The organism is Flavobacterium terrigena, from assembly GCF_900108955.1.
Taxonomy (GTDB): domain Bacteria; phylum Bacteroidota; class Bacteroidia; order Flavobacteriales; family Flavobacteriaceae; genus Flavobacterium; species Flavobacterium terrigena.
The window spans coordinates 445,233-469,073 of the sequence record NZ_FNYA01000001.1 but is presented as its reverse complement, the minus strand read 5'-3'; the positions used below and the strand labels follow the sequence as shown (position 1 = coordinate 469,073).

27 protein-coding genes are annotated in these 23,841 nt (G+C 28.8%); 12 read left to right on the top strand and 15 right to left on the bottom strand.

What is annotated here, in order from left to right; translation table 11 throughout:
• The 4 genes from BMX42_RS02200 to BMX42_RS02185 are packed head-to-tail and all read right to left on the bottom strand — an operon-like array spanning position 1 to position 3,596.
• Entirely contained in the window at positions 1–783 is a 783-nt protein-coding gene (locus tag BMX42_RS02200; RefSeq protein WP_091307852.1) for a polysaccharide deacetylase family protein, read from the bottom strand.
• Positions 780–1,715 carry a glycosyltransferase family 2 protein gene (locus BMX42_RS02195; RefSeq protein ID WP_091307848.1) on the bottom strand — a complete coding sequence of 312 codons (936 nt, stop codon included), beginning with the start codon at positions 1,713–1,715 and terminating at the stop codon, positions 780–782. The genes BMX42_RS02200 and BMX42_RS02195 overlap by 4 nt, the downstream gene beginning before the upstream one ends.
• On the bottom strand, positions 1,708–2,868 hold the full coding sequence (locus BMX42_RS02190; protein ID WP_091307844.1) for a glycosyltransferase family 87 protein: 1,161 nt from the start codon (positions 2,866–2,868) through the stop codon (positions 1,708–1,710). The genes BMX42_RS02195 and BMX42_RS02190 overlap by 8 nt, the downstream gene beginning before the upstream one ends.
• Positions 2,869–2,870: 2 nt before the next feature.
• Positions 2,871–3,596: a lipopolysaccharide kinase InaA family protein gene (locus tag BMX42_RS02185; RefSeq protein ID WP_091307840.1), complete on the bottom strand. Its 726-nt coding sequence runs from the start codon at positions 3,594–3,596 to the stop codon at positions 2,871–2,873.
• Between the two features lie 109 nt (positions 3,597–3,705).
• On the opposite strand from BMX42_RS02185, the gene BMX42_RS02180 reads away from it, so the two are divergent.
• The 5 genes from BMX42_RS02180 to BMX42_RS02160 are packed head-to-tail and all read left to right on the top strand — an operon-like array spanning position 3,706 to position 8,597.
• Entirely contained in the window at positions 3,706–4,635 is a 930-nt protein-coding gene (locus tag BMX42_RS02180; RefSeq protein ID WP_091307836.1) for an exostosin domain-containing protein, read from the top strand.
• Between the two features lie 12 nt (positions 4,636–4,647).
• Positions 4,648–5,616: a WaaS/CpsH family glycosyltransferase gene (locus BMX42_RS02175; protein WP_091308789.1), complete on the top strand. Its 969-nt coding sequence runs from the start codon at positions 4,648–4,650 to the stop codon at positions 5,614–5,616.
• On the top strand, positions 5,606–6,418 hold the full coding sequence (locus BMX42_RS02170) for a glycosyltransferase family 2 protein (RefSeq protein ID WP_091307833.1): 813 nt from the start codon (positions 5,606–5,608) through the stop codon (positions 6,416–6,418). The genes BMX42_RS02175 and BMX42_RS02170 overlap by 11 nt, the downstream gene beginning before the upstream one ends.
• Positions 6,419–6,429: 11 nt before the next feature.
• Positions 6,430–7,578: a glycosyltransferase family 4 protein gene (locus BMX42_RS02165; RefSeq protein WP_091307829.1), complete on the top strand. Its 1,149-nt coding sequence runs from the start codon at positions 6,430–6,432 to the stop codon at positions 7,576–7,578.
• Positions 7,579–7,583: 5 nt separating this feature from the next.
• Positions 7,584–8,597, top strand: a complete 1,014-nt coding sequence (locus tag BMX42_RS02160) for a glycosyltransferase family 2 protein (RefSeq protein WP_091307825.1) — start codon at positions 7,584–7,586, stop codon at positions 8,595–8,597.
• Between the two features lie 6 nt (positions 8,598–8,603).
• Here the strand turns inward: BMX42_RS02160 and BMX42_RS02155 are convergent, their stop codons facing one another.
• Positions 8,604–9,593 carry a glycosyltransferase gene (locus BMX42_RS02155; protein ID WP_177169100.1) on the bottom strand — a complete coding sequence of 330 codons (990 nt, stop codon included), beginning with the start codon at positions 9,591–9,593 and terminating at the stop codon, positions 8,604–8,606.
• A 170-nt stretch (positions 9,594–9,763) separates the two neighbouring features.
• On the opposite strand from BMX42_RS02155, the gene BMX42_RS02150 reads away from it, so the two are divergent.
• The 6 genes from BMX42_RS02150 to BMX42_RS02125 all read left to right on the top strand — a co-directional run bounded on the left by BMX42_RS02150 (position 9,764) and on the right by BMX42_RS02125 (position 15,138).
• Positions 9,764–10,837: a DegT/DnrJ/EryC1/StrS family aminotransferase gene (locus BMX42_RS02150; protein ID WP_091307818.1), complete on the top strand. Its 1,074-nt coding sequence runs from the start codon at positions 9,764–9,766 to the stop codon at positions 10,835–10,837.
• Positions 10,831–11,478: an acetyltransferase gene (locus BMX42_RS02145; RefSeq protein WP_091307815.1), complete on the top strand. Its 648-nt coding sequence runs from the start codon at positions 10,831–10,833 to the stop codon at positions 11,476–11,478. The genes BMX42_RS02150 and BMX42_RS02145 overlap by 7 nt, the downstream gene beginning before the upstream one ends.
• Position 11,479: 1 nt before the next feature.
• Complete coding sequence (locus BMX42_RS02140) at positions 11,480–12,046, top strand: L-threonylcarbamoyladenylate synthase (protein WP_091307811.1); 567 nt, start codon at positions 11,480–11,482, stop codon at positions 12,044–12,046.
• Positions 12,047–12,147: 101 nt separating this feature from the next.
• Positions 12,148–12,522, top strand: a complete 375-nt coding sequence (locus BMX42_RS02135; protein ID WP_091307807.1) for a GxxExxY protein — start codon at positions 12,148–12,150, stop codon at positions 12,520–12,522.
• 100 nt (positions 12,523–12,622) lie between these two features.
• The gene (locus tag BMX42_RS02130) at positions 12,623–14,038 is read left to right on the top strand and encodes a CCA tRNA nucleotidyltransferase (RefSeq protein ID WP_091307803.1); all 1,416 of its coding nucleotides are present in this window, start codon (positions 12,623–12,625) and stop codon (positions 14,036–14,038) included.
• A gap of 80 nt (positions 14,039–14,118) precedes the next feature.
• Entirely contained in the window at positions 14,119–15,138 is a 1,020-nt protein-coding gene (locus BMX42_RS02125; protein ID WP_091307799.1) for a COX15/CtaA family protein, read from the top strand.
• Positions 15,139–15,226: 88 nt separating this feature from the next.
• Here the strand turns inward: BMX42_RS02125 and BMX42_RS02120 are convergent, their stop codons facing one another.
• From BMX42_RS02120 to BMX42_RS02085, 8 genes are all read right to left on the bottom strand, one after another.
• Positions 15,227–15,820: a thioredoxin family protein gene (locus BMX42_RS02120; RefSeq protein ID WP_091307794.1), complete on the bottom strand. Its 594-nt coding sequence runs from the start codon at positions 15,818–15,820 to the stop codon at positions 15,227–15,229.
• Positions 15,821–15,827: 7 nt separating this feature from the next.
• Positions 15,828–16,310 carry a TlpA family protein disulfide reductase gene (locus BMX42_RS02115; RefSeq protein ID WP_091307791.1) on the bottom strand — a complete coding sequence of 161 codons (483 nt, stop codon included), beginning with the start codon at positions 16,308–16,310 and terminating at the stop codon, positions 15,828–15,830.
• Positions 16,311–16,373: 63 nt separating this feature from the next.
• A complete protein-coding gene (locus tag BMX42_RS02110) occupies positions 16,374–17,126 on the bottom strand; it encodes a LytR/AlgR family response regulator transcription factor (protein ID WP_091307788.1) in 753 nt (250 codons plus the stop codon).
• Between the two features lie 37 nt (positions 17,127–17,163).
• Positions 17,164–17,478, bottom strand: a complete 315-nt coding sequence (locus tag BMX42_RS02105) for a 2TM domain-containing protein (RefSeq protein ID WP_091307786.1) — start codon at positions 17,476–17,478, stop codon at positions 17,164–17,166.
• Positions 17,479–17,534: 56 nt separating this feature from the next.
• Complete coding sequence (locus tag BMX42_RS02100) at positions 17,535–17,840, bottom strand: 2TM domain-containing protein (protein WP_091307780.1); 306 nt, start codon at positions 17,838–17,840, stop codon at positions 17,535–17,537.
• Positions 17,841–17,855: 15 nt separating this feature from the next.
• The gene (locus BMX42_RS02095) at positions 17,856–18,161 is read right to left on the bottom strand and encodes a 2TM domain-containing protein (protein WP_091307777.1); all 306 of its coding nucleotides are present in this window, start codon (positions 18,159–18,161) and stop codon (positions 17,856–17,858) included.
• Between the two features lie 2 nt (positions 18,162–18,163).
• Positions 18,164–19,501, bottom strand: coding sequence for a 2TM domain-containing protein (locus tag BMX42_RS02090; protein ID WP_091307773.1), 1,338 nt, complete (start codon positions 19,499–19,501; stop codon positions 18,164–18,166).
• Positions 19,502–19,546: 45 nt separating this feature from the next.
• Positions 19,547–20,170 carry a hypothetical protein gene (locus BMX42_RS02085; RefSeq protein WP_091307770.1) on the bottom strand — a complete coding sequence of 208 codons (624 nt, stop codon included), beginning with the start codon at positions 20,168–20,170 and terminating at the stop codon, positions 19,547–19,549.
• A gap of 224 nt (positions 20,171–20,394) precedes the next feature.
• On the opposite strand from BMX42_RS02085, the gene BMX42_RS02080 reads away from it, so the two are divergent.
• Positions 20,395–20,697 carry an antibiotic biosynthesis monooxygenase family protein gene (locus BMX42_RS02080; RefSeq protein WP_091307766.1) on the top strand — a complete coding sequence of 101 codons (303 nt, stop codon included), beginning with the start codon at positions 20,395–20,397 and terminating at the stop codon, positions 20,695–20,697.
• A 5-nt stretch (positions 20,698–20,702) separates the two neighbouring features.
• Here the strand turns inward: BMX42_RS02080 and BMX42_RS02075 are convergent, their stop codons facing one another.
• Together BMX42_RS02075 and BMX42_RS02070 are read right to left on the bottom strand one after the other, a co-directional pair.
• Positions 20,703–21,671, bottom strand: coding sequence for a hypothetical protein (locus BMX42_RS02075; protein WP_091307761.1), 969 nt, complete (start codon positions 21,669–21,671; stop codon positions 20,703–20,705).
• 188 nt (positions 21,672–21,859) lie between these two features.
• Complete coding sequence (locus BMX42_RS02070; RefSeq protein ID WP_091307757.1) at positions 21,860–23,818, bottom strand: DUF349 domain-containing protein; 1,959 nt, start codon at positions 23,816–23,818, stop codon at positions 21,860–21,862.
• Between the last annotated feature and the right edge of the window lie 23 nt (positions 23,819–23,841).

The following is a 23,841-nucleotide window of genomic DNA, read 5'->3' as shown; positions in this document are numbered from 1 at the left end:
TTACTTTAAATTCTTTTGAACCAAAAATTCTTTGAAAGTCCCAAATATATATTTTTTTTCCTTCATAGATTGGATAAATTGGTTTAATCTTTCTGTCATTTTATCGCCAGAGTTTTTACTGACATAATTTGGAAAATTATACGCTTCTTTGTCATTTAGTTGCGTAAATTCCCATGGATGAAAATAGATATTCAAATAACTGTCTTTTTTATAGGTGATTTTCGATAAAAAAAGATAAATCGGCATCGGTAAGTTATGAAACGATAACCAGAATAAAGGAAAACGCACAATCGGACTTACAGAAGCAGGAATTTGCCAAACATTATGTAATTTGAAAAAGGTTCTAGGTTTATCAAAATGATTATATCTTCCTGGCAAATAAGTCGGATTTATAGATGAATTATATTTATAACCAGCTTTCTCAATTTCACGTTCATCAACTGGATACATTCTTGGCATACGAAATCCGATAACTTCACTGCCTGATAATTCTTCTAAAGCGTCTTTTGATTCTTTTAGATGTTCGACTTTAAAATTACTATGATAATAAGTATGTGAAGCCAATTCATGACCTTCATCAATAATTCGTTTTATTAAATCGGGCACTTCTTTAGCAAAAACAACTGTTGAAAAGAATGTAGCTTTTATTTTATGCTTTTTTAAAATGTCTAAAATTGTAGTCGTACCAAATCTAGAAACTTCTATTTGTTTTTCAAATGATATGTCTTTATTATATTCAAAAGGCATATCAAATTCTTCTATATCAAAACTTAGTAAAATCATTTGTAGTTGGTATTGCTTATTAAATAATTTGGTCTTCCTTTAGATTGCATAAATAATTTTCCAATATAAACACCAATAATTCCTAAAACCACAAGATTCAATCCTCCGAAAAATACAACTGTAGTAATAACGGAAGCCCAACCTGAAATCACATGACCATAATAAATGCTATATATCACATATCCGATATAAAAGATAAAAGCAAAAACCGATAAACTAATTCCTAGAATAATTGCCATTGAAAGCGGTTTCGTGCTAAAAGAAGTAATTCCTTGAATCGCGAAACGCATCATTTTTCCGAATGTATATTTACTTTTTCCTGAAAATCTTTCGTTAGGTTCATAATTTACAGCAAATTGTTTAAACCCCACCCAATTAATTATACCTCTAATAAATAATTCGTTTTCACTAAAATCTGAAAATACTTGAGCTACTTTTTTGTCAATAAGTCTAAAATCGGCAGTTCCTGGCTCAAATTTGATGTCGGAAAGTTTATTCATTAAACCGTAAAACATATTCGAACTTTTGTTTTTAAAGTAAGATAGTTTTTTGTCTTCTTCTCTAATTGTATAAACCACTTCGTAACCTTCTTCCCATTTTCGGATTAATTCGGGAATAATTTTCGGAGGATGTTGCATGTCTCCATCCATAGAAATAATGGCATCTGCATTGTTTTTTACTAAATCAATTCCAGCTTTTAGAGCATTTTGGTGACCGAAATTACGTGATAATTCTACATAGAAAATATTATCCTGTAATTTCGATTTTTCTTTTAAAATGGCAATCGTATCGTCACTTGAACCGTCATCAACAAAAACAAATTTAAAATCATAACTTAAATTTGTAACCGTTTCATTCAATGCTTTTACTAAAACATCAATGTTAGTTGCTTCATTATAAGATGGGATAACTATGGCTATAGATTTATTCATTTGCAATAGATTGATTGGTTGTTTTTTTGATTGTCAGTAATTCATATGTAATTTGAAACCAAATTATAATACAAGGTAAGGCTTTTAAAGCATATGGTTTGACATATGTTTCTCTTAAAAACTTCGGAATTAAATCTGATGGTGAAAAACTAGTCAATATCATAGCGAAAATAAATAAAAACCAAGTCCATTTTGTTTTCTCTTCTTGAATGACAAACCAAATAGCTACACCAGCAAAGGCAATAATATAAGTTGGACTTTCAGATCCAGAACTAAAAATAACTGTAAAAATTAATACTGAAGACAATAATAATAATTGAAATTTTTTGTCGGAAAACATACTGAATCTTAAATAAGGCAATCCAAAAAGAAGAATTCCTGGAGCTAAAAATAACAGATTTGAAAGATGAGGCATATTTAAAACTTTTCTAAACATTCCCATAATAGAGATGTCTTGCATAGAAGTTAATGAAGCATTTTCATTGTTTTTTTCTACAAGTCTTGCGAACCATTCCGAATAACTATTTATGATGAAATCTGGTGATGAAATAGCCATTGGAAGCACAAAAAACACAACAGACCAAAAGGCTAATGAACCTATAAATTTGATTTTATTTTTCGAAAAGAAGAAAAAAGCTAAACCAACGATTCCGTATAGTTTTATAAATGTTCCTAAAATAATCAAACAAGCCGACCAGAAATCTTTCTCTTTTTCAATTAAAACATAAGCCAAAATGATAATACTTGTCATTATCGGATTAAATTGTTGACCTAAAATAGCAGTCAAAAATTCGTGAGCGCAAATCCAAAGGATTAAATTTATTTTGCTCGATTCTAACTTAATTTGACTAATCGCATAAACCAAAACTACCGCATTAAACACACACCATAAAACCATTCCTGCTGCATCGGGTAAAATCGCAAATGGTGCAATAAATAAACTAAAAATTGGTCCATAATGGTTGTGATCAAAATACAAATCTGGATAAGTTGTGTATAAAGATTTCTGCTCTAAAGTATGATAAAATACATTTTTAAAGATAAGGTAATTGTTGTGGTTTCCCCTTAAATATTGCTTAATTGCCGAAACAAAAGCTAATAAAACCCAAATAGAAATGATTAATTTTCTGTTGTTGAATATCTTTGAAATCATAATTATTTGAATTTTAAATATTTTTTCAACTTTTTCTTATTATCAAATTTTTTGAAAAATTCTGAAGAATGTTTGTGTAGCAAATCAAAAACTTCTTTTTCTGGAAGGTTTGCAACTCTTGCATATTCTTTGCTAATTATTTCAATGAAAGGTAATCCTGGAGTTATTCTGCAGATGTTTTTCATTCTATCAGAAATACTCATTTTTGTGTTGTGAAACTTCATTCTGTTTAAATCAACCAAATAAAATTCGAAATTAGTTTCGTCAATTTTTTTTATCAAAGTATTTCCTGGTGAATGATCTAAAAATTCAATTCCATTTTCATGCATTTTAAAGCAAAATTGAGCAAATTGTTTTAAAATTGGTTCTGAAATTTTTAAGGGTAATGGAAATAAATCTTTAAAAATATAGTTGGCTTCTAAATGTTCACAAATGTAATAACTGTCTAAAAGCTGAAAACTATTTTGATTTTCTAAATACCCAACAGGATTAGGAGTTCCAATGCCTTTTGATAGTAAATGTTTTGCGTGTAAATAGGATCTTTTAGCTTTAGAAGGTCTAAAAAATTTATATATAAAACCAATAAAAAAAGCAGGTGTTTTAAACGTTTTAATGCTTAAAACTTTACCATTATAGTCCAATAGTTTAATGCTGTTTCTAGTTCCAACAATAAAATCTGTACTGCTTTTTTTGGCAAGGTTTATTATTTCTTGTGTTTTTAAATCCATTTTTATTATAATGTGATACAAAACTATTAAACTTTAATTGATTTTGGTGTAAATTAATAATATTATTCTATACTAATATATTTATATTTGCATATAATATTTACAATAAATGGAGGAAAATAAGCTTAAATTTTTTTTTGAAGGAGGAAGTATTGCTAAAGAAACAATATCTGAGAATTTCAATTATGTAGAATCTTCTATTGAAAATTGTGATATTATTGTAAGCTCAAAACTTGAAGTAGGTCTTTATGATACTAAAGAAATTCAAAAAAGAATTAATAGTTATAAAAACCTAAATAAATTAGTTTTGATATTTTTAGTTTCTGATAATACCAAAACATTTAATATTCCTATTAATGTAATTTTATACAGAACTTCATTATACAAAAGCAAAAAAAATAACAACGAAGTTTTATTACCCTATATTTGGGAATGTTACGATAAACCAGAAGCGCCATTAAGTAAAACTCCTAAACCTAAAGTTGGTTTTTGTGGTAATGTTGAAAAAAATATCGGAAAAAGGTTATCAACCATAAAAGCAATGGACCAAAATAAAGGCATTGAAACCGATTTTATTTTAAGAAAAGGCTTTTGGGCTGGTAAACCAAATGACGAGCAACTAAAAAATGACTACATTCAAAATCTAATTAATTCACATTTTACAATTTGTAACAGAGGAAGAGGAAATTTCGCGATTCGATTTTACCAAGCGTTATCTTTAGGAAGAATTCCTGTTTTAATTGATTCAGATATGGTTTTTCCGTTTGAGGATGTAATCAACTGGGATGATGTAATTATAAGAGCTAAGAACGAAACTGCGCTTGCGGAAAAAATTGTTCTTTGGTGGGAAAATAAAAGCGATTCAGATGTTATAAATGCACAATTGAAATGTAGAGAAATCTATGATCAATATTTAACTGCTCCTGCATTTTCTAAAATATTAGAGAAAGAATTGGTTTATAAAATCAACAATTTTGATGTAAATCAGCAAGCTAAAGATGGTTTTTTTCAAACTTTTTGGAATAAGATATTTAAATAATTGGAAGCATCTATGAAACAAAAAATTTGTGTTATCAGTTTTGATCATTGGAATTATGATAAGCATATTGTAACTGCTTTAAATGAGTATGGAGTAGATAGTTTTCATATAAAAATTGGCAATTTTAAATATAAAAATACTTGGGAACGCGTTCAAAATACTTTTAGTAAAGTTTTTTTAGGCAAAAATCCAAAATTAAAAAAACGTCAAGATTATATTCTTGAAATGTTGAAAGAAAACGGAAATCAAAATCAAATTTTAGTTATTAATCCGGAATTAATTGACAAAGAATATCATCTTGAAATTAAAAAATTTACAGATAAATACATAGCATATCTTTATGATAGTGTTTCTAGATGTCCTGTAAAACATCTATTAGAAGGAATTTTTGATGAAATATTCTCATTTGATAAAGGTGATATTTCAACTTATGGTTTTTTACCAATTACCAATTATATTTATTTTGATAAACCAAATGTTTCCGTTTTACCAAAACAAAATTTTATTTACATCGGTTCTATTGATAATAGATTAAAATATTTGAACGATTTTGGGGAGAATTTAAAAAAACAAAAGCAATCGTTTAAATTTTATGCTATTGGAAAAAAAGCATTCGTGAATCAATTGAAACAATTATTCTTAGGGAAAAATAAAAATATAGTTTTCAAAAAAAACAGATTCAATCAAAACGAAACCTTGAAAATGTATAATGAAAGTGAAACTATAGTCGATTTAGTTAGAGATAACCAATCGGGTTTAAGTTTCCGAATTTTTGAAGCGATTGGTTTGCAAAAAAATGTAATTACTAACAATAAATCAATTGAAACGTATGATATTTTTGAAGCAAATAAAATTAAAGTGATTTCAAATACAAATGAAAATATTGTTTTTTCTGATGCTGTTTATCCAGAAAATATAATTAATAAATATCATATTAGAAATTGGATAGTAACTGTTTTTAATCTTAATTATGACAAATAAAAAATTAGTATCAATTATAGTTCCGTGTTACAATAATGAATCTACAATTAAAGAAACAATTGATTCATTATTAGGACAAACGTATGATAATATTGAAATAATTATAGTAAATGATGGTTCTAAAGACAATTCTGAAAGTATAATTAATAAAATAACTTCTGAAAATAAAACGGTTTCCTCAATATTACAAGAAAATAGCGGACCTTCTTATTCTAGAAATCAAGGCGCATTAGCTGCAAAAGGGTTTTATTTAGTTTTTATTGATGCGGATGATGTTATTTATCAAAATTTTATTGAAGAATACGTTGCTGCTTTTGAACAAAATAATCAATTGCAATTAGTTTATTCTCGTGCAGAATTTTTCGGAGACAAAAAAGGAGAATGGATATTACCAGAGTATAACATGAAAAATTTCATAAGCGAAAACTGTATTCCGATTTTTGCTATGATTAAAAGAGAAGAGTTTTTGAAAGCTGGAATGTTCGATTCTAATTTGAAATATTTAGAAGATTGGGATCTTTGGATTACTATCACGAAAAACAAAAATTCAGTTTATAGAATCCCAAAAATTTTATATAAATATAGAAAAATCAAGAATTCTAAATCGTTAACAACATTAAATAAAGTTGATGATGTTCAAGATGCATCAAGATTGTATATTTACAATAAGCATTATAGTTTTTTTAAAGAAAATGAGTTTAGTATTTCCAATTTAATGAAGCAAAATAATGATGCTGTAAAGTATAAAAACAAGTATAATAATATTTGGTATAGAAAAATATTCAATAAAATTTTTAAATAGTATAACAACCTATGGCGTTGAATTATAGATGGGATTATGTCAAATTTCTTTTTGATAGTAAACATAAAACGAACATCCAAAATACAGAAATTTTCTTTTTCTTCCCTTTTTATCATATTGGTGGAGCCGAAAGAGTGCATATTGATATATTAAAAGTTTTTAAGGAGTTCAATCCAATTTGCTTCATTACAGAAAAATCAAAGGACCATTTTAAAGAAGAATTTGAAAATTTAGCCACAATAATTCATCTAAGAAAATTGTCTAAAAAGAAGTTTAAAGCTTTCTTTTTAAAGAAAATAGCTAAGCAAATTAATGAAAAACAAAATCCAATTATTTTTGGTTGTAATTCATTACTTTTTTACGATTTAATCCCATATTTAGATAAGCATGTGAAAATTGTAGATTTAATTCATGCGTTTTCCGATAATGAAAGTTGGGCTGCAGAAATTTATAGTTTACCTTATGTTTCTAGAATTAACAAACGAGTAGTTTTAGGAGCTAAAACCAAAAACGATTTTATAAACTTATACCAGAATAAAAATATAAACAGCGATTTGAATGATAACATTGTCATAATTAATAATAAAGTATCAATTCCTGATAGTTATGATAAACAGTTCAATGACAATTTAGTTGTATTGTTTGTTGGTAGAGATAGCGGTGAAAAAAGACCAGGAATTTTCATTGAAATAGCCAGAAAAATGCTCGAAATAAATAAGGAATTAAAATTTAAATTAATTGGTGATTTTTCGAATTTCAAGAAAGACAATTTGTTGGAAAATGTAGAATTTGTTGATGAAATAAAAGAAAAAGAAGTTCTTATTCAACATTATAAAAATGGTGATGTTATCATGATTACTTCAAGACGAGAAGGCTTACCAATGGTAATTTTGGAAGGTATGGCGTACGGAATGGTCCCAATGTCTACTAATGTTGGGGAAATTCCATCTTTAATAAATGAACAAAATAACAACGGAATTTTAATTGATAACAATCAGGAAGATTCAAAAATAGTTGATGATTTTGTTACTGAATTAATTGCGTTAAATTCAAATAAAACGAAATTAAGCGAGTTAAGTAAAAATGCTTATAATTCAATAAAAGAAGTGTATTCTGAAGAAGAATATGTGAGAAAATATAAAGAATTATTTTTTAATTAAAAGAAATGGAAATAGCATCAAATGAAAATATGGAAGTAACAGTATTTATGCCCGTTTATAATGGTAGTGAATACTTAAAAGAATCTATTTCTAGTGTTTTATCGCAAACATATTCTCAATTTGAATTGCTTATTATTAATGATGCTTCCACAGATTCTAGTGTACAAATTATTGAATCTTTTAATGATAGTAGAATTAAATTGCTTCATAACGAAACCAATTTAGGTATAAATAAAACTAGAAATAGAGGCTTGCATGAAACTAAAACAAAGTTTTTAGCAGTTTTAGATTGTGATGATATTGCAGATTCTAGAAGATTAGAATATCAAGTTAAGTTTCTTAAAGAAAATTTATCATACGCTGCATGTGGCTCAGATGCAAATATTATTAACGATAAAAGTGAAATAATTGGTGCTATTACTCACGCAAAAGAACATGATGAAATAGCAGTTAATTTACTTTTTGCGAATCAATTTGTGCATTCATCCGTAATGTTCGATTTAGAAAAAGTAAAAACAATTGGCGAATATAGAACAGATATTTTATCTGAAGATTATGAGTTTTTATTCAGAATTTCACAACAATTTAAAGTAGCAAATCTGCCTTTTAAATTAGTAGATTATAGAAATCATAGTGCCAGTGTTTCTAAAACCAAATTAGAAAAAATGAACTATTCTGAAAATGCTATTTTGAAAGATATATACAAGCCTTTTGAATTAGATTCTAATTTGTTAGAAATTCCATATTCCTTTTTTACTTATGACATCAGCACAATAAAAAAGGAAAATATTAGTCTGTTTTTTGAATCAATACTTACTACAAATAATAAAAAGCATTTGTTTCCAGAAAAAATATTCAACAAAATAATATTAAATAAATGGATCGAAATTGTAATAAAATCAAAATCAAAACCAGTATTAAATAGTTTGTTGCAAAATCAATTGTTTTCGTACAGTGTGCTTAATTGGCGACAACTTAGAAGAATTTTAAAATTAAAGTTTAAACTTATTTTTTCTTAGTAATAATTATTTTTTTGACTTAAATATTCTAGTAAAAGTATAAAGCACAAATTTTAAAATAAACTTTATTTTTTTAGTAAACTTCGCTTCAGAAATATAAAATTGAATGCATTCTTTATGGTCATTGCTTAATTTTATGTTTGATTTGTAAATTTTTAATACTTCAAATGCTGCATCTTGAAGTAACTCAAACTTAATTTTATAAATATTCTTAGTTCTCGATTCAGGAATTTTTTCAATTATTTCTTTTAAGTTTTTATAAGAAGAGTAACGTTGAAAGAAAAAAGGTTGCATAGAATAAACACCACCTTCATGTAATCTGTAAACGGCTGTTTCGTAATTTAAAAAGGCACCATTTCCTTTACTTAACAAGACAGAATATAAAGTATTGTCCTTAATGTTCTTAAATGTTTTTAAGAATTCAACATCAACAGCATCTTTTCTAAACATACAGGTTAAAGAATAAGTGCAATATGGACCAAATGCATTTTCAAAATCCATTTTATATTCTTTAGGTAATATTTCATTAAAATTGTTTTTAAAGAACTCACCACCTTTAATGTTTTCAAAATCGGTCCAACAAACTGAAAAATTTTCATTTTTTTCTAAAAAATCAACTTGTTTTTGCAGTTTTAAGTCATCAATCCAATAATCATCACCTTCACAAAGCGCTATATATTTACCTTTAGCTGCTGGAAATGTAAAGTGCGACCAAATATTTATTTTTTTTGAATATTTATTTTCTTTCTGATAAATGGGTACAATTAGGTCAGGATATTTTTCATGATATTTTGCAATAACATCTTTTGTTCCATCAGTAGAAGCGTCATCATGAATTATAATTTCAAACAAAAAATCAGTTTTCTGACTTAAGAAAGCATCAATTGTTTTTGAAATAAATTTTTCGTGGTTAAATGTTTGACAGATAATAGAAACAAGTGGAGTAGCATTTAATACTTGTTGTGCAGAAATATTTGTGTTTTGTTCTAAAGTCAAAATTATATAATTTAAATTAATGAGATTTTTTCAATGAAATTCAGTCAGTTTTTCAAGGATGAAAAATTTCAAATTGAAATTGTCTTTGTAAACATACAAAACTATAAAAAAAATGGAGATAAGCGGTTAGTACAAAGAAATATGTTATTTTTGTGGGAAGATATTAAACTATGATAAACGTAACGAAAACATTTTTACCCACAATTGAAGCTTATCAATCGTATCTTAATAGAGCATGGGAAAAAGTTTGGCTAACTAATAGAGGGGAATTAACCTTAGAGTTGGAGAATAAAATTAAAGAAACTTATAAAATAAATAATATTATTATTACCAATAATGGTACAATTCCATTACAAATTGCGCTAAAATTATTAGGTAATCAAGGCGAAATTATTACAACTCCATTTTCATATGTTGCCACAACATCGGCAATTATTTGGGAAAATTGCAAACCCGTTTTTGTAGACATTCATCCAGAATATTTATCTATTGACGAATCAAAAATTGAAGCAGCCATAACACCAAAAACTACAGCAATTTTAGCGACTCACGTTTTTGGAAATCCTTGTCATGTTGACGCCATCGAAAAAATTGCGAAAAAGCATAATTTATCAGTTATTTATGATGCTGCACATTGTTTTGGAGTAACCTATAACAATAATTCAATTTTCAATTATGGCAATATAAGTACGTGTAGTTTTCATGCTACTAAAATATTTCATACAGGTGAAGGTGGTGCGATGTTTTGCAACGATAAAGATTTATACCATAAACTTTTTTACAGCCATAATTTCGGACATAAAGGTCCTTTAGATTTTCATGGTTTAGGAATCAATGCCAAAATTTCAGAGTTACAATCTGCTATGGGTTTAGCCGTTTTTGATAATTTAGATCATATTTTCAGTGAACGAAAAAAAGTAGTAGAATTTTATCTGAATAATTTAAATTTTGATGCGCTTGCTACTATGAAAATTAGAGAAAATACAGAATGGAATTATAGTTATTTCCCTGTAATTTTTAATTCAGAAGAAGAATTATTAAAGGTTCAAAAGAAGCTTAACGAAGCCGAAATATTTCCACGAAGATATTTTTACCCATCTTTAAATACAATTGAATTTGTAAAAGGAGAAACGATGCCAATTTCGGAATCTATTGCTTCAAGAATAGTATGTTTGCCTTTGTATGTAGGATTAGAAAACGAACAACTAAAACAAATCACAGAAATAATTAATAGTATATGTTAGTAATTGGAGCTAAAGGTTTTGCAAAAGAAATGCTTGAGATTTTTCATCAAAATAACAATTTAAAAGATTTAGTTTTTTATGATGATGTGAATAGTGATATTGAAGATAAATTATTTGGAACATTTGATATTTTAAAAAAACCAGAAGATGCAATTGATTATTTTAAAAACGTTTCCAAAGAATTTGTAATCGGAATTGGAAACCCTTTGCTAAGATATAAATTGTCTCAAAAATTTATTGGATTTGGTGGCGAGTTAACTTCTGTTATCAGTCCATTTGCTAAAATCGGATTTTACGGAATTGAAATTGGGAATGGAGCAAATATTTTGACGGATGCTATTATCACTTCAAATATAAAAACTGGAAAAGGTTGTTTAATAAATAAACAGGTTATGATTGGACATGATGTAATTTTAGGTGATTTTGTCGAATTGACACCAGGAGCTAAAATTGGAGGTCACTGTAAAATTGGAAGTTTTACTTTTGTTGGGATGAATGCTATAATTCTTCCGAAAATAAAACTAGGAAAAAATGTTGTTGTTGCTTCAGGTGCAGTCGTTACTAAAGATGTTCCAGATAATTGCATGGTTGCTGGAGTTCCTGCAACAATTAAAAAAGAATTAAAACCAATTGAAAATTAAGATGGACATCAATATAGAAGTACATAACGCTTACGAAGTCATTAAAAATGGCGGAATTATATTATATCCAACTGATACCGTTTGGGGAATTGGTTGCGATGCTTCCAATGAAGAAGCAGTTGCGAAGATTTACGCACTAAAGCAACGTGAAGAAACCAAAAGTATGATTTGCCTTATGAATGGCGAAAAAATGATGTACAATGTTTTTGCCAAAATACCAGAAGTGGCTTGGGAAATTTTAGATAATTCTGAACGACCAACGACTTTGATTTTAGATCAACCGAAAAACGTAGCAAAAAATATTATTGCTGAAGACAATACACTTGGAATTAGATTGGTCAAAGAACCATTTTGCTTTAAATTAATGGAACGTATGAAACGACCATTGGTTTCTACATCAGCTAATATTTCTGGAAAGCCAACACCTATGAATTTCAAAGAAATTTCTCCAGAAATTATAAAAGGAGTCGACTATGTTGTAAATTTGCACCGCGATAAAGTTTGCAAAAAACCATCAGCAATTATTAAATTAACATTGGATAGTCAGGTTAAAGTGATTAGAAGATAATTTAATTAGCCAATAAATCAATTAGACAATTAGTCAATTGATACTGTAAGAATACATATTGAGAATAAAATATACGCCACGAATTCACTAATTTAAATTAAATGTCAAATATCATTTATAAAATCGAAAGTTATAAATTGATGGGTATCTTGTTTGATATTCATAAAAATTTAGGAAAAGGATTTTCTGAAATTGTATATAAAGATGCAATTGAATACGAATTAGAAAAATCTTTGATTTTTTTCGAAAGAGAAAAAGAGTATAATGTTAAGTACAAAGATATATTTTTGAAGCATAAATTTTATGCTGATTTTGTTGTCTTTGATAAAATTATCTTAGAATTGAAATGTAGTAGTTCAATTACAGATTCGCACATTGCGCAAGCAATGAATTATTTAAAAGTATCGAATAGTAAATTAGCAATAATTGTGAACTTCAATAATGATTCTTTAGAATACAAAAGGGTTGTTTTGTAGTATTTGGAAAATTCGAAATTTGCAAAGCAAATAATATAAAAGTAAAAATCATTCGTGAATTCGTGGCCATAAAAACCATGAATTCTCTGTAATATACAAAATGAATTACAATAAACATTTAGAAAATAAAATATTCAAAATCATTTCTCAAGCAGCACAAGAACTTAACTTAGAATGTTACGTTATTGGCGGTTTTGTTCGTGATATTTTATTAGATAGAAATCATAAAAAAGACATCGACATTGTTGCTGTTGGAAGTGGAATCGAATTAGCTTTAAAAGTTTCAGAATTATTACCCAACAAACCAAAAGTTCAAGTTTTTAAAAACTACGGAACGGCTATGTTGCGTTATAAAGACATGGATATCGAGTTTGTGGGTGCGAGAAAAGAATCATACACTCACGATAGTAGAAATCCACTTGTTGAAGATGGAACGTTAAAAGACGATCAAGAACGCAGAGATTTTACGATTAACGCCATGGCTTTTTCACTAAATTCAGAAAATTTTGGTGATTTAGTTGATCCGTTTAATGGTGTTTCAGATTTGGAAAATAAAATATTAAAAACACCTTTAAATCCAGATATTACGTATTCTGACGATCCTTTGCGAATGATGCGTGCGATTCGTTTTGCAACCCAATTGAATTTCGAAATTGAAAGTGAATCTTTAGCTTCAATTACGAATAACAAAGACAGAATTTCTATCATTTCTGGAGAAAGAATTGTTGATGAACTAAATAAAATTTTATCTTCAAATAAACCATCAATTGGATTTTTGCATTTGTTTCAAACAGGTTTATTAGATATTATTTTACCTGAATTAACCGCATTGAATAATGTGGAAGAAGTTGAAGGTCATACACACAAAAATAACTTTTATCACACGTTAGAAGTCGTGGATAATATTTGTCCGAATACAGATGACGTTTGGTTGCGCTGGTCGGCCTTATTGCATGATATCGGAAAAGCACCAACTAAGAAATTCAATAAAAAACAAGGTTGGACATTTCACGGACACGAATTTTTAGGTGGAAAAATGGTGAAGAAAATCTTCGAAAGATTACACATGCCATTAAATCAGAAAATGAAGTTTGTACAAAAAATGGTGATGATGAGTTCCCGACCAATAGTTTTAGCGGAAGATATCGTAACTGATTCTGCCGTGCGACGTTTGGTTTTTGATGCTGGTGAAGATGTAGAAAATTTAATGACTTTGTGCGAAGCTGATATCACTACGAAAAACAGTAAGAAGTTTCAAAAATATCATAACAACTTTAAAATTGTTCGTCAGAAAATTGTGGAAGTAGAGGAGAAGGACCGAGTGAGAGTTTTTCAACCGCCTATTTCTGGTGAAGAAATTATGGAAATTTTCAACTTGAAACCTTGTAGAGAAATTGGTGTTTTAAAAGAAGCTGTTAAAGAAGCGATTTTAGAAGGCGAAATTCCAAATGAATACAAACCCGCTTTAGATTTCGTGATGAAAAGGGCAGCGAAAATGGGGCTAAAAAAGATATAAATATAATAACATATTAACAATTGTTAAGCAAAAATATTTCATCATTGCAAGTACTTTTGTACTATAAATTTTTTTAAAAAATGAATCAAAATAAATCAGTCATCTATTGGCTACTTTCAGGTTGTATTTTACTATTTATAATGGTTACTGTTGGCGGAATTACCCGACTAACAAATTCTGGATTATCAATGACTGATTGGCATTTGGTAACAGATACTTTTCCACCATTAACAGATGAAAAATGGCAAGCTGCATTTGAGGAATATAAGAAGTTTCCCGAATACCAAAAGATTAATATTCACAACGATTTTCAATTAAGTGATTATAAGTTTATTTACTTTTGGGAATGGTTTCACCGTTTTATCGGTAGAATTATTGGTTTGGTTTTCATTGTTCCTTTTGTTTACTTTTTAATTAAGAAAAGACTAAATTCAGAAACTATTAAAAAATGTGTCATTCTTTTAGGAATGGGTGCATTTCAAGGGTTTTTAGGTTGGTTTATGGTAAAAAGCGGTTTAATTGATAATCCAGATGTGAGTCATTTTCGACTTTCTTTACACTTAACTTTTGCTTTTATCACATTTGCTTACACACTTTGGGTAGCTTTAGATATTATTTATCCCGCAAAAAACGAAGTCATTCTTCCTTTAAGAAAAATTGCCAGAATTGCTCTTGTATTTTTAATCATTCAAATTATTTATGGAGGTTTTGTAGCGGGGTTAAATGCTGGATTAATTCACAATCATTGGCCATTAATGAGCGATGGACAATTATTTCACGAAAGTATAATTTTAGAAAAAAATTCGTGGTTACTTAGGCTAACTGAAGGTAAAAGTGGTGTGCAATTTGTTCACAGAACAATGGCTTATGTTGTTGTCGGATTAATTTTGTTTTTATATTTCAAAAGTAAAAAGTTTACACTTTCATCGCAACAAAAAAATGGATTGAACTTATTAGTAATTATTGTGTTTTTGCAATTTTTATTAGGTGTTTTTACACTTTTATTTAGTGTGCCACTTTGGTTAGGATTAACTCATCAAATCATGGCATTTATTTTATTGGCTACCATGACGTTTACATTGCATAGATTTAGTAAATAGAATTATTGAATCAATCATTTGGAAATCATAAAAAAAAAGAGTGAAGACATTTTGTCCTCACTCTTTTTTTTATAAAAATAGATTAACCTTATTTTTTTACTTTAATTGTACAACCAATTGCTTTTGTTAGAGGAACTTCTGGTTCTTGTCCTTTTTCTAAAGAAGCAATAGCGTTCTCTAAAAATTTTACTTTTACTGCTGAAGCATCTTCTACATTGTCATCAATTGCACCAATATATTTTACAATTAAATTCTTGTCTAATAAAAATACGTGTGGCGTTTTTGTAGCACCATATTGTGGGTAAATTTTTTGTCCTTCATCAAATAAATAAGGGAAAGTGAAGCCTTTTTCTTTTGCTCTAACTTTCATTAATTCATAACTGTCATCTGGTGCAGCTGCTGGATCATTTGGGTTAATAGCTAATAAAATATAACCTTTCGATTTGTATTTTTTTGCTAATTCGATAACTCGATCTTCATATTTAACTGCGAATGGACAATGGTTACAAGTGAAAACCACAATAAACCCTTTTGCGTCTTTATAATCAGACATGCTGTACATTTTTCCATCTACAGATTTCAGTTTAAAATCGGTAGCCTTGTCACCTGGTTGGTAACCTGAAATACTGGTAAAACTCATTAGAATTACCGTTAGTAATGTTAAAATTCCAAATTTTTTCATATTGTTTTTATTTAGTTATTGATTGATTTACGAATGTGTTTAGTTCTTCAAAGCTTGAAAAATCTTGTTCTACAAAGATTTTTTTATCCTGATTAAAAATTACTGTCGCTGGAATGGAACCCGACCAGTTTTTATCAATTTTAGGAAGCCAAGTGTTGTAGTCTTTATCCGCCAAATAAATTGGTGTAGAAGTATATTTTTTCTTTTTTAAGAATGGTATCAGTTTGCTTTCAACTTGTTTTTCAAAATCTAAACTCACTAAAACAACTTTTACATTTTTGTTTTCTTGGTTTAATTTTTCAAAGTATGGTAATTCTTTTACGCAAGGCGCGCACCAAGTAGCCCAGAAATTAATAACCAATGGTTTTGAATTATTTTGCTTGATATAGGTTGCTAATTCATCATAGGTTTTAAAGGTAATTAAGTCTTGAGCTTTTACTGAAAAACTTGAAAACAATACCAAAATTAATATAAAACGAAAATATCTCATCTACTTTTTTATCAAAAATAGTGAGATATTTCTATGTGTTATAACTATTTAACAAATCTTTAATTACCCAATCCAATCTTTAAAATCGGAAACTTTTTCCCGGGCAACAATTACTTCGTCGTCTTTATAAGTTGGTAAAATAATTTTTAATCGCGAATTCGAATACATTTGAATTTCTTTCACAGAATGCAATGGAATGATGAATTTTCGACTAATTCTAAAAAACTGACTCGGATCTAATTCTCTTTCAATAATTTCTAATGAGTTATCAATTAAGTAATTTCTATTGTCTAATGTATGAATGTAAGTGCCTTTGTTTTCGCTATAAATACACTCAATTTCATCAATAGTAATGACTTTTAATTGCGTGCCAATTTTCACCGAAAAACGCTTTTTATATTCCTTTTCTGCAGGATTGACTAACATTCGTTTAATCGCTTCAAAATCCAACGAAATATTTTGTGAAGAAGTTCTCGCCTTAAATTTATTAACGGCAATTTCTAAATCATCTTCGTCAATAGGTTTCAATAAATAATCGATACTATTCAGTTTGAAAGCACGCAACGCATATTCATCATAAGCCGTTGTGAAAATCACCGCACTTTTAATGTCAATCGCTTCGAAAATTTCAAACGATAAACCATCAGACAATTGAATGTCGAGGAAAATTAAATCGGGATGCGGATTGTTTTGAAACCAAGCAATCGATTCTTCCACCGAATGAAGCATAAGATTGACTTCTAATCCCATTTTTTCGACTTTACGTTGCAATAAACGCGCCGCTGGTTTTTCGTCTTCAACTATTATAATATTCATTGTTTTTTTAATTCAAAATTCAACATTCGATGTTTAATTATTGCCACATTTCTTTATTTTGTTTCTCTTTATCCATCAATTCTTTGATTTTTCGCTCTTCCCAGTTTTCTCCCATTATCCAACCTGGCATAAATACAGATAATCCATGCGATAACAATCCAATTCCCCAAAAGAAAGCCGTTAAGAAATTTTTAAATTGAAAATAGCTTTCACCTTCTTTTAAATCATTAATATTTAAAAATACAATCATAATATTTACTAGCAAATATACTGCGGCATGAGAATAGAATCCTTTAATTTTTTTGACTCTTTTTAAAGCTTCCTGATATTTTATTTCTTCTTGAGTTGTCATAATTTTATAGTTTTAGTTTGATTTCTTAAATTGATGTTTAAAAAATAGTATAAATGTTATTGAAACGTATTGTCTTGTTTTTTCTTATCCATCATTTCTTTAATCTTTCTTTCTTCCCAATCTTTTCCGAAAAAAGGAACAGAATCAAATGCTCTTATTCCATGAAATACTAAACCAATTCCCCAGAAAAAAGGTAATTTAAATGCGTGCCAAATAGTTTCATCTTCATCAATGTGTTGTGTTTTTTTAATTACAACATAAGTATTTACTAATATAAAAACGATTAAGTGTGTGTAGAATCCTTTGATTTTATTTACTCTTTTCTGAGCTTCCTGATATTTTAAATCTTCTTGAGTGTTCATAATTTTAATATTTTATTATTGAAATTTATTTTTTTGTTGATTTTCTTCCTCCATGAATTTTTTAATCTGTTTTTCTTCCCAATCTTTACCAAAGAAAGGAACCCAATCATATGCTTTTGATGCATGACCTAAAAGTCCAATTCCCCAACCTGCTGCCGACCAAATTACCCAAATGTATTCTGGAGTGTATTTTAAGTTAATGAAAGTCAGTACACTTATCACTAAAAAATAAACGGTTAAGTGACTATAAAAACCTTTAATTTCTTTAACCTTTTTGCTCGCTTTTTGATATCTTTCGTATTCTTGATTTGTTGTTTCCATGATTACTTCCAGTTTTTGTTATCGGTTTTATCTTTATTCAAGATTTCTCTAATTTTCTTTTCTTCCCATGCTTTTCCGTAACCGAAAGTTTCTGCAGCATGCATGGTTATTCCAAATCCCCAACCTAACATCGGAAACCAAAACCACTGAAAGTCAGATGTTCTTAAGTTGATAAATATTAGTATAGGAATGACACAACAATAGGAAATTAGATTTCCATAAAACCCTTTTAATTTCTCTACACGTTCTTTTGCTCTTGCATAAGACATGTTCTCTGATTCAATAGCTTTTGTATCCATTGATATAATTTGTTTGGTAAGAATCGGCAATTTGACTTTAAAAATGGTTTCCGATTCTTGTATGATTACGTTTCGCTTTGTTAAAATCGCATAACGACTCACAATGTTTTGCAATCCAACGCCTTTTCTATCTTGTAAAACTTCTTTTATTTGTTTGTTGTTTTCAATAATTAGTTCGTTTTCTTTGATATAAATTTTAATGTGTAATGGCTTTTTCTCACTAACAATATTGTGTTTGATGCAATTTTCTAACAACAATTGTAAAGAAAGCGGAACTACTTTTGCTTCATCATTCTCAAATTCTGGAACTTCAAAAGTGATGCTGTTTTCAAAACGCATTTTTAATAAATTCATATATGTTTTGGCGAACTTCAATTCTTCTTCAACAGAAACCAATTCTTTGTCTTTTTGTTCTAAAACATAACGATAAACTTTCGACAAAGATGTGGTAAATTTCTGAGCAGCTTCCGGATTTTCCTCAATTAACGAACTCAATACATTTAAACTATTGAATAAGAAATGCGGATCAATTTGATTTTTCAAACTTTCGAATTGAGCTGAAGCCGAACTCGCAATTATTTTTTGCTCTTTAACTTTACTTTCATTATATGCTTTATAAAAATAAAAGGCATGAAAAGCAAGTGAAACAATCAAAGTGATTATAATTGAAACCAAGTAATTTGACATGGTTTCTTTACTTAAAAATTCTGAAAAAGAACGTTGTTCTATAATCACATCTTCAAAAATACGAAGTAGGAAAATCACTAAAATCGAAACTAAAAATGAGGATACAAAACCTATAATAATTCTTTTGCGTGTAAATCTTTCAGCTTGAAATACTTTATCCAAATAAATAAATAGGAATGCATTGGCAAAATATAACGTAAATCCGTAAAACATTACATAACCGAAATTTGTCAATAAATCGCGATTAAAATGTATAGCGTGTCCTGTAATAAATCGTATCAATAATAATACAAGAAATATTGACATGGCGATTATTGTAGCTCTTGGAATCTCTCTTATTAATTTATTTATCATCATTTTTGGGTTTCAAAATTTATAAAAAGCGTTTTGTGAATTGAATTATTTACAACTTTCAGCTTCTTGTTTTGCTCTTTCAATTCCCCATGTTGGGTGAAAAGGTGTTTCTGGCTTAAAATTAGCAAATAAATTGATAGATGCTTTTATTTTTTCACACATTGGAGCGGTATCACCACCAAAATATTCGGCACCACCTTTTTCAAAATCTGCTTTATTGAAAACAACTCTAGGGTTTTCTGGAGCAATTTTTTCTGCTTTTCCATATAAAGATAATACATCTCCATATAATCTTTGTCCGTTTGTCATTGGATCGTACACAATCCAAGCCGTGTGAATCATCGCTTGCATAACTAATACTTCAGCGTTGTCTGGTGCTAAAGTATTGATTTCATCTTGTGCTTTTTGAGCAGCTTCTAATAACGTTTTCATTTTTGCTTTGTCTTTTTCTCCAAAAGCTTGAAACGTATTAATTGCTGCGATGTAATAATTTGGTAACCAGTTTGTTTTTTCTACCGATGCAATTCTTTCAAATTGAGCAACTGCTTCAGTGTTTTTACCTTCGCCCCATAATTTTAAAGCGCTTCCCATTCCTTTTTCAAATTGTGTTTGAGCTGATGCTACAAAACTTACCAATACTAATGCTACTGTTGTAATTAATTTTACCATGATTTCTGAATATTAAATTGTTTTTTGTTTAGTTCTTGTTTTTTGATGAAGCAAAGTTGCAGCAGAAAGTTCAAGTATGAAATTTAAAACTACCGAACTGTAATTTTTTGTGGATGAATTGTAAGTTTTGAGTGAATAGTGAATTGTGAGTAGTGAAAAGGCAAAAGAGATAAGATGGATTTAGTTTAGAATTTCTTATTTTTACTATTGAAAAATAACAACCTATGCAAACACCTTACTACGCTGTAATATTCACATCTACAAGAACTGATTTAGATGATAATTATGCCGAAATGGCGATAAAAATGGAAACTTTAGCGAAACAACAACCTGGGTTTTTAGGTGTAGAATCCGCGCGAAATGAGATTGGAATTACGGTTTCCTATTGGGAAAGTTTAGATGCAATTGCGATTTGGAAACAAAACTTAGACCATTTAGATGCACAATTTTTAGGCAGACAAAAATGGTACGAAAATTATGTGGTTAGAATTGCGAAAGTGGAGAAAGAGTATAGTTTTGAGAGGTAAAGATTCTAATTCGTCTGCATTTCCTTAAAGAAGAATTTGATTACTTCAAGATTTACATCTGATGTTGTCCAATGTCCTACATTTTCGTAGGTTTTAAAAATAGAATTGATATTGTTTTTGTTATAGTTTTCCTGACATTTCAAATAACGTTCTTGGACTATTTTGCCTAAATTTGTATTGATTATGTCGCGTTCTTCATCACTGTAAGCATCATCAAATTGTACAGCATCATTTTCATCTAATTTTCCCATATAGATGAATTTTGGAATGTTTTTGAACGTATTGATATCAAACTTTTTATCAAAAATCTTAGTAAAATCATTAATTCCGATTGGATAATTAAGTTTTACATTGTTGAATTTCTTTTCAGGAAGCATTAATTCTCCATTGAAACCTCCTATAGCTAGAGCTTTTATCATTTCTGGATGAATGAACGAAAAACGATTAGTAAAAGTTCCAGAAGCTGAAAAACCATTCATAAATATTTTAGAATCGACTTCGATATTCATTGCAGTTAAAATCGTTTTTGCATCTTCAATCATTGCTATTAATTGTAAATCTAAACGTTTCAATTCAGTAGAATTTTCCATAATAACATCTCTGTCTAAAGCATGAGTATAAGTCAAAGGTTGTGATGCTGGTCTAGGAAAAATTGGAACTAATAAAGGAATTTTCAGCATCGTAGAAACATTATTTCCAACTGAACTTACAGATGCTAAATCAATAGCGTAAGCTTTGTGTAACTGAATACTATCAGAAATTTTCCCTGTATTATTAGGTTCCACAATCAAAAAAGTTTTTTTATTTATTGGTGTTCCTTTTGGAATAAACAAAATGTATTCATTATGAAATCCTTTTTCAGTATTTTTTGGAATAATAAGTAAACTGTCTTTTTTAAAGACTTCCACTTTTGAATCTTGAGCAAAAGAAAAGAAACTTGTTATTAGGAAAAAGAAGCTATATATAAAACGCATAATACTATTTTTTTCATCTGACGATTGAAAATAGTATTTGTTACATTTTGTTAGGATTTAAAGAATTAAGCTATGGTTTAATTTAAATGATTTGTAATTAGTTTACGTATTGCAAATCCTCGCTATTCAGTAATTATTATTTAAATTAATCCCATAAAAAAAGACTGCTTTCGCAGTCTTCCTTAGTTTTAAATACTATTTAACTTTTTCAGTTTGTCTTTCCAAAGTTGTAATTCTTCTTTATATTTTTCAATATTTTTTTGTACTTCTTTCACAAATGGATTGTTTCCTTTTGAATTATTAAAAAAGCCAATATTGTTTTCTAATTGGTTGATTTCGTGTTTCAACTCGTCAATTTTTCTTCTCATGAAAATTTGCTCGTTCACAATGGCTCTTTGGTCGTTTCCTTCCGAAAGTTGGTCTAAACGGTTGCTAAATTTCATCATTTCAGAATCTTTCTTAGATAAACTTAGTTTTTCAAACAAAGCATCTAAAATTTTATTGAATTTTCCTTCAATATGACGACGATTTTGTGGCACTTTACCAATTTCTTTCCAAGCGGCAATATGCGCTTTAATTGCATCTAAATCTGTTTTGTGGTCTCCCACTAATTCAAACGCACGAACGGTTTCTAAATATTCTTTTTTCTTTTCAAAAGCTTCAACTTCTACACCAATTTCTTCTTTTCTAGATTCGTGTAATCTGTCGAAATATGCGTTACAAGTCTTTTTGAACGTTTCCCAAATTTCATCCGATTGTTTTCTTGGAACATGTCCAATTTTTTTCCATTCGTCCTGAATTTGCTTCATAATTGGAGTTGTAGCTTCGAAATCTTCTGTGTCTACATTTGCTTTTGCTTTTTCAATTAAAGCTAACTTTAATTCTAAATTGCGGTGTTGTTCATTTTTGATGTCTTTGTAAAACGCGTTTTTAGTCGCATTAAAATTACGAACGGCATCTTTAAAATTACTCCAAGTTTCTTCCGTAACTTCTGCTGGCACGCGACCTGCTTTGAAGAAAGCTTCGCGTAAAGCTTCTAATTTCACAATCTGATTTTGCCATTCTCCGTGATTATTCACTTTTTCAGCACTTAAAGCGTTGACTTGTGCAATAATTTCGTTTTTAACAGCTAAATGTTCTTGTTCTTTTTCTTTAAATTGAGAAGATAAAGCTTCACGTTTGTCATGTAATAACTTCGTGATTTCGCTAAATTCTTGCCAAATTTTCTCTCTGTTTTCTTTGTCAACTGGTCCGATTTCTTCTTTCCAAACACGGTGTAACAATTGCAATTCTCTGAAAGATTTCGTTACATCTGGTTGATCTACTAAAAGTTTCGCTTTCTCAATAATTTCTAACTTTTGTTCTAAATTATTTTTAAAATCAGCATCTCTAATTTCTCTATCTAAATGTACAATTTCGTAAAATCTATCCACATGAAAATGGAAATTGTTCCACACTAAATTGTATTTGTCTTTCGGAATTGCTCCAGTATTTTTCCAACGCTCTCTAATTTCGTTGAATTTTTTGAACATTTCTGAAATATTAGAATCATTGCTAGCAATTAAAGCTTTCAATTCTTCAATCAGATTGGTTCTTTCTGTTAAATTATTTTTTAACTGATTTTCTATATTTTTAAAATTTGCCGTTTTCTTAGTACGATACGTATCCAATAAATGATCAAATTTCACTTTTAAAGGCGAGTGGTATTCAAATTCAGTTGTAGCTTCATTTTCAGCATAAAAAGCTTTACGTTTTTCCTCAATCATGTGATGATAGTGGTTTAAGAACGCTTTTTTTACATCTTCAATTTGATTTTTGTAGAATAGTGCTTTTTCATGACCAACTAATGTTGTCAATTCATCCACTAATTCTTCTAAAGAAAGACTTTCGTAATCTTTTGACACGATTTCTAAATCGGCATGAATAGAACCATCTTCACTAGCTTCCGCTAAATGATTGTCTATTTCATCTTGCGCAGAAACAGGTGTTGTTACTTCTAAATCTTGGGGAACAGCTTCGTTTTCAGTTACTTCAGGTTCCTGAATTTCAATTTCATTTTCAACTTCAACAGTTGAATTGTTTTCCATTGATGCTGTTTGTTCTTGTCCATCTGCGTTTTGCAGGTTATCATTCAATTCTTCTAACATGTTATAATGCTTAAGTTTAGGGT

Coding starts and splice junctions, on each gene's coding strand:
- BMX42_RS02200 (WP_091307852.1), bottom strand. CDS start 783: ATGATTTTACTAAGTTTTGATATAGAAGAATTTGATATGCCTTTTGAA.
- BMX42_RS02195 (WP_091307848.1), bottom strand. CDS start 1,715: ATGAATAAATCTATAGCCATAGTTATCCCATCTTATAATGAAGCAACT.
- BMX42_RS02190 (WP_091307844.1), bottom strand. CDS start 2,868: ATGATTTCAAAGATATTCAACAACAGAAAATTAATCATTTCTATTTGG.
- BMX42_RS02185 (WP_091307840.1), bottom strand. CDS start 3,596: ATGGATTTAAAAACACAAGAAATAATAAACCTTGCCAAAAAAAGCAGT.
- BMX42_RS02180 (WP_091307836.1), top strand. CDS start 3,706: ATGGAGGAAAATAAGCTTAAATTTTTTTTTGAAGGAGGAAGTATTGCT.
- BMX42_RS02175 (WP_091308789.1), top strand. CDS start 4,648: ATGAAACAAAAAATTTGTGTTATCAGTTTTGATCATTGGAATTATGAT.
- BMX42_RS02170 (WP_091307833.1), top strand. CDS start 5,606: ATGACAAATAAAAAATTAGTATCAATTATAGTTCCGTGTTACAATAAT.
- BMX42_RS02165 (WP_091307829.1), top strand. CDS start 6,430: ATGGCGTTGAATTATAGATGGGATTATGTCAAATTTCTTTTTGATAGT.
- BMX42_RS02160 (WP_091307825.1), top strand. CDS start 7,584: ATGGAAATAGCATCAAATGAAAATATGGAAGTAACAGTATTTATGCCC.
- BMX42_RS02150 (WP_091307818.1), top strand. CDS start 9,764: ATGATAAACGTAACGAAAACATTTTTACCCACAATTGAAGCTTATCAA.
- BMX42_RS02145 (WP_091307815.1), top strand. CDS start 10,831: ATGTTAGTAATTGGAGCTAAAGGTTTTGCAAAAGAAATGCTTGAGATT.
- BMX42_RS02140 (WP_091307811.1), top strand. CDS start 11,480: ATGGACATCAATATAGAAGTACATAACGCTTACGAAGTCATTAAAAAT.
- BMX42_RS02135 (WP_091307807.1), top strand. CDS start 12,148: ATGTCAAATATCATTTATAAAATCGAAAGTTATAAATTGATGGGTATC.
- BMX42_RS02130 (WP_091307803.1), top strand. CDS start 12,623: ATGAATTACAATAAACATTTAGAAAATAAAATATTCAAAATCATTTCT.
- BMX42_RS02125 (WP_091307799.1), top strand. CDS start 14,119: ATGAATCAAAATAAATCAGTCATCTATTGGCTACTTTCAGGTTGTATT.
- BMX42_RS02120 (WP_091307794.1), bottom strand. CDS start 15,820: ATGAAAAAATTTGGAATTTTAACATTACTAACGGTAATTCTAATGAGT.
- BMX42_RS02115 (WP_091307791.1), bottom strand. CDS start 16,310: ATGAGATATTTTCGTTTTATATTAATTTTGGTATTGTTTTCAAGTTTT.
- BMX42_RS02110 (WP_091307788.1), bottom strand. CDS start 17,126: ATGAATATTATAATAGTTGAAGACGAAAAACCAGCGGCGCGTTTATTG.
- BMX42_RS02105 (WP_091307786.1), bottom strand. CDS start 17,478: ATGACAACTCAAGAAGAAATAAAATATCAGGAAGCTTTAAAAAGAGTC.
- BMX42_RS02100 (WP_091307780.1), bottom strand. CDS start 17,840: ATGAACACTCAAGAAGATTTAAAATATCAGGAAGCTCAGAAAAGAGTA.
- BMX42_RS02095 (WP_091307777.1), bottom strand. CDS start 18,161: ATGGAAACAACAAATCAAGAATACGAAAGATATCAAAAAGCGAGCAAA.
- BMX42_RS02090 (WP_091307773.1), bottom strand. CDS start 19,501: ATGATAAATAAATTAATAAGAGAGATTCCAAGAGCTACAATAATCGCC.
- BMX42_RS02085 (WP_091307770.1), bottom strand. CDS start 20,170: ATGGTAAAATTAATTACAACAGTAGCATTAGTATTGGTAAGTTTTGTA.
- BMX42_RS02080 (WP_091307766.1), top strand. CDS start 20,395: ATGCAAACACCTTACTACGCTGTAATATTCACATCTACAAGAACTGAT.
- BMX42_RS02075 (WP_091307761.1), bottom strand. CDS start 21,671: ATGCGTTTTATATATAGCTTCTTTTTCCTAATAACAAGTTTCTTTTCT.
- BMX42_RS02070 (WP_091307757.1), bottom strand. CDS start 23,818: ATGTTAGAAGAATTGAATGATAACCTGCAAAACGCAGATGGACAAGAA.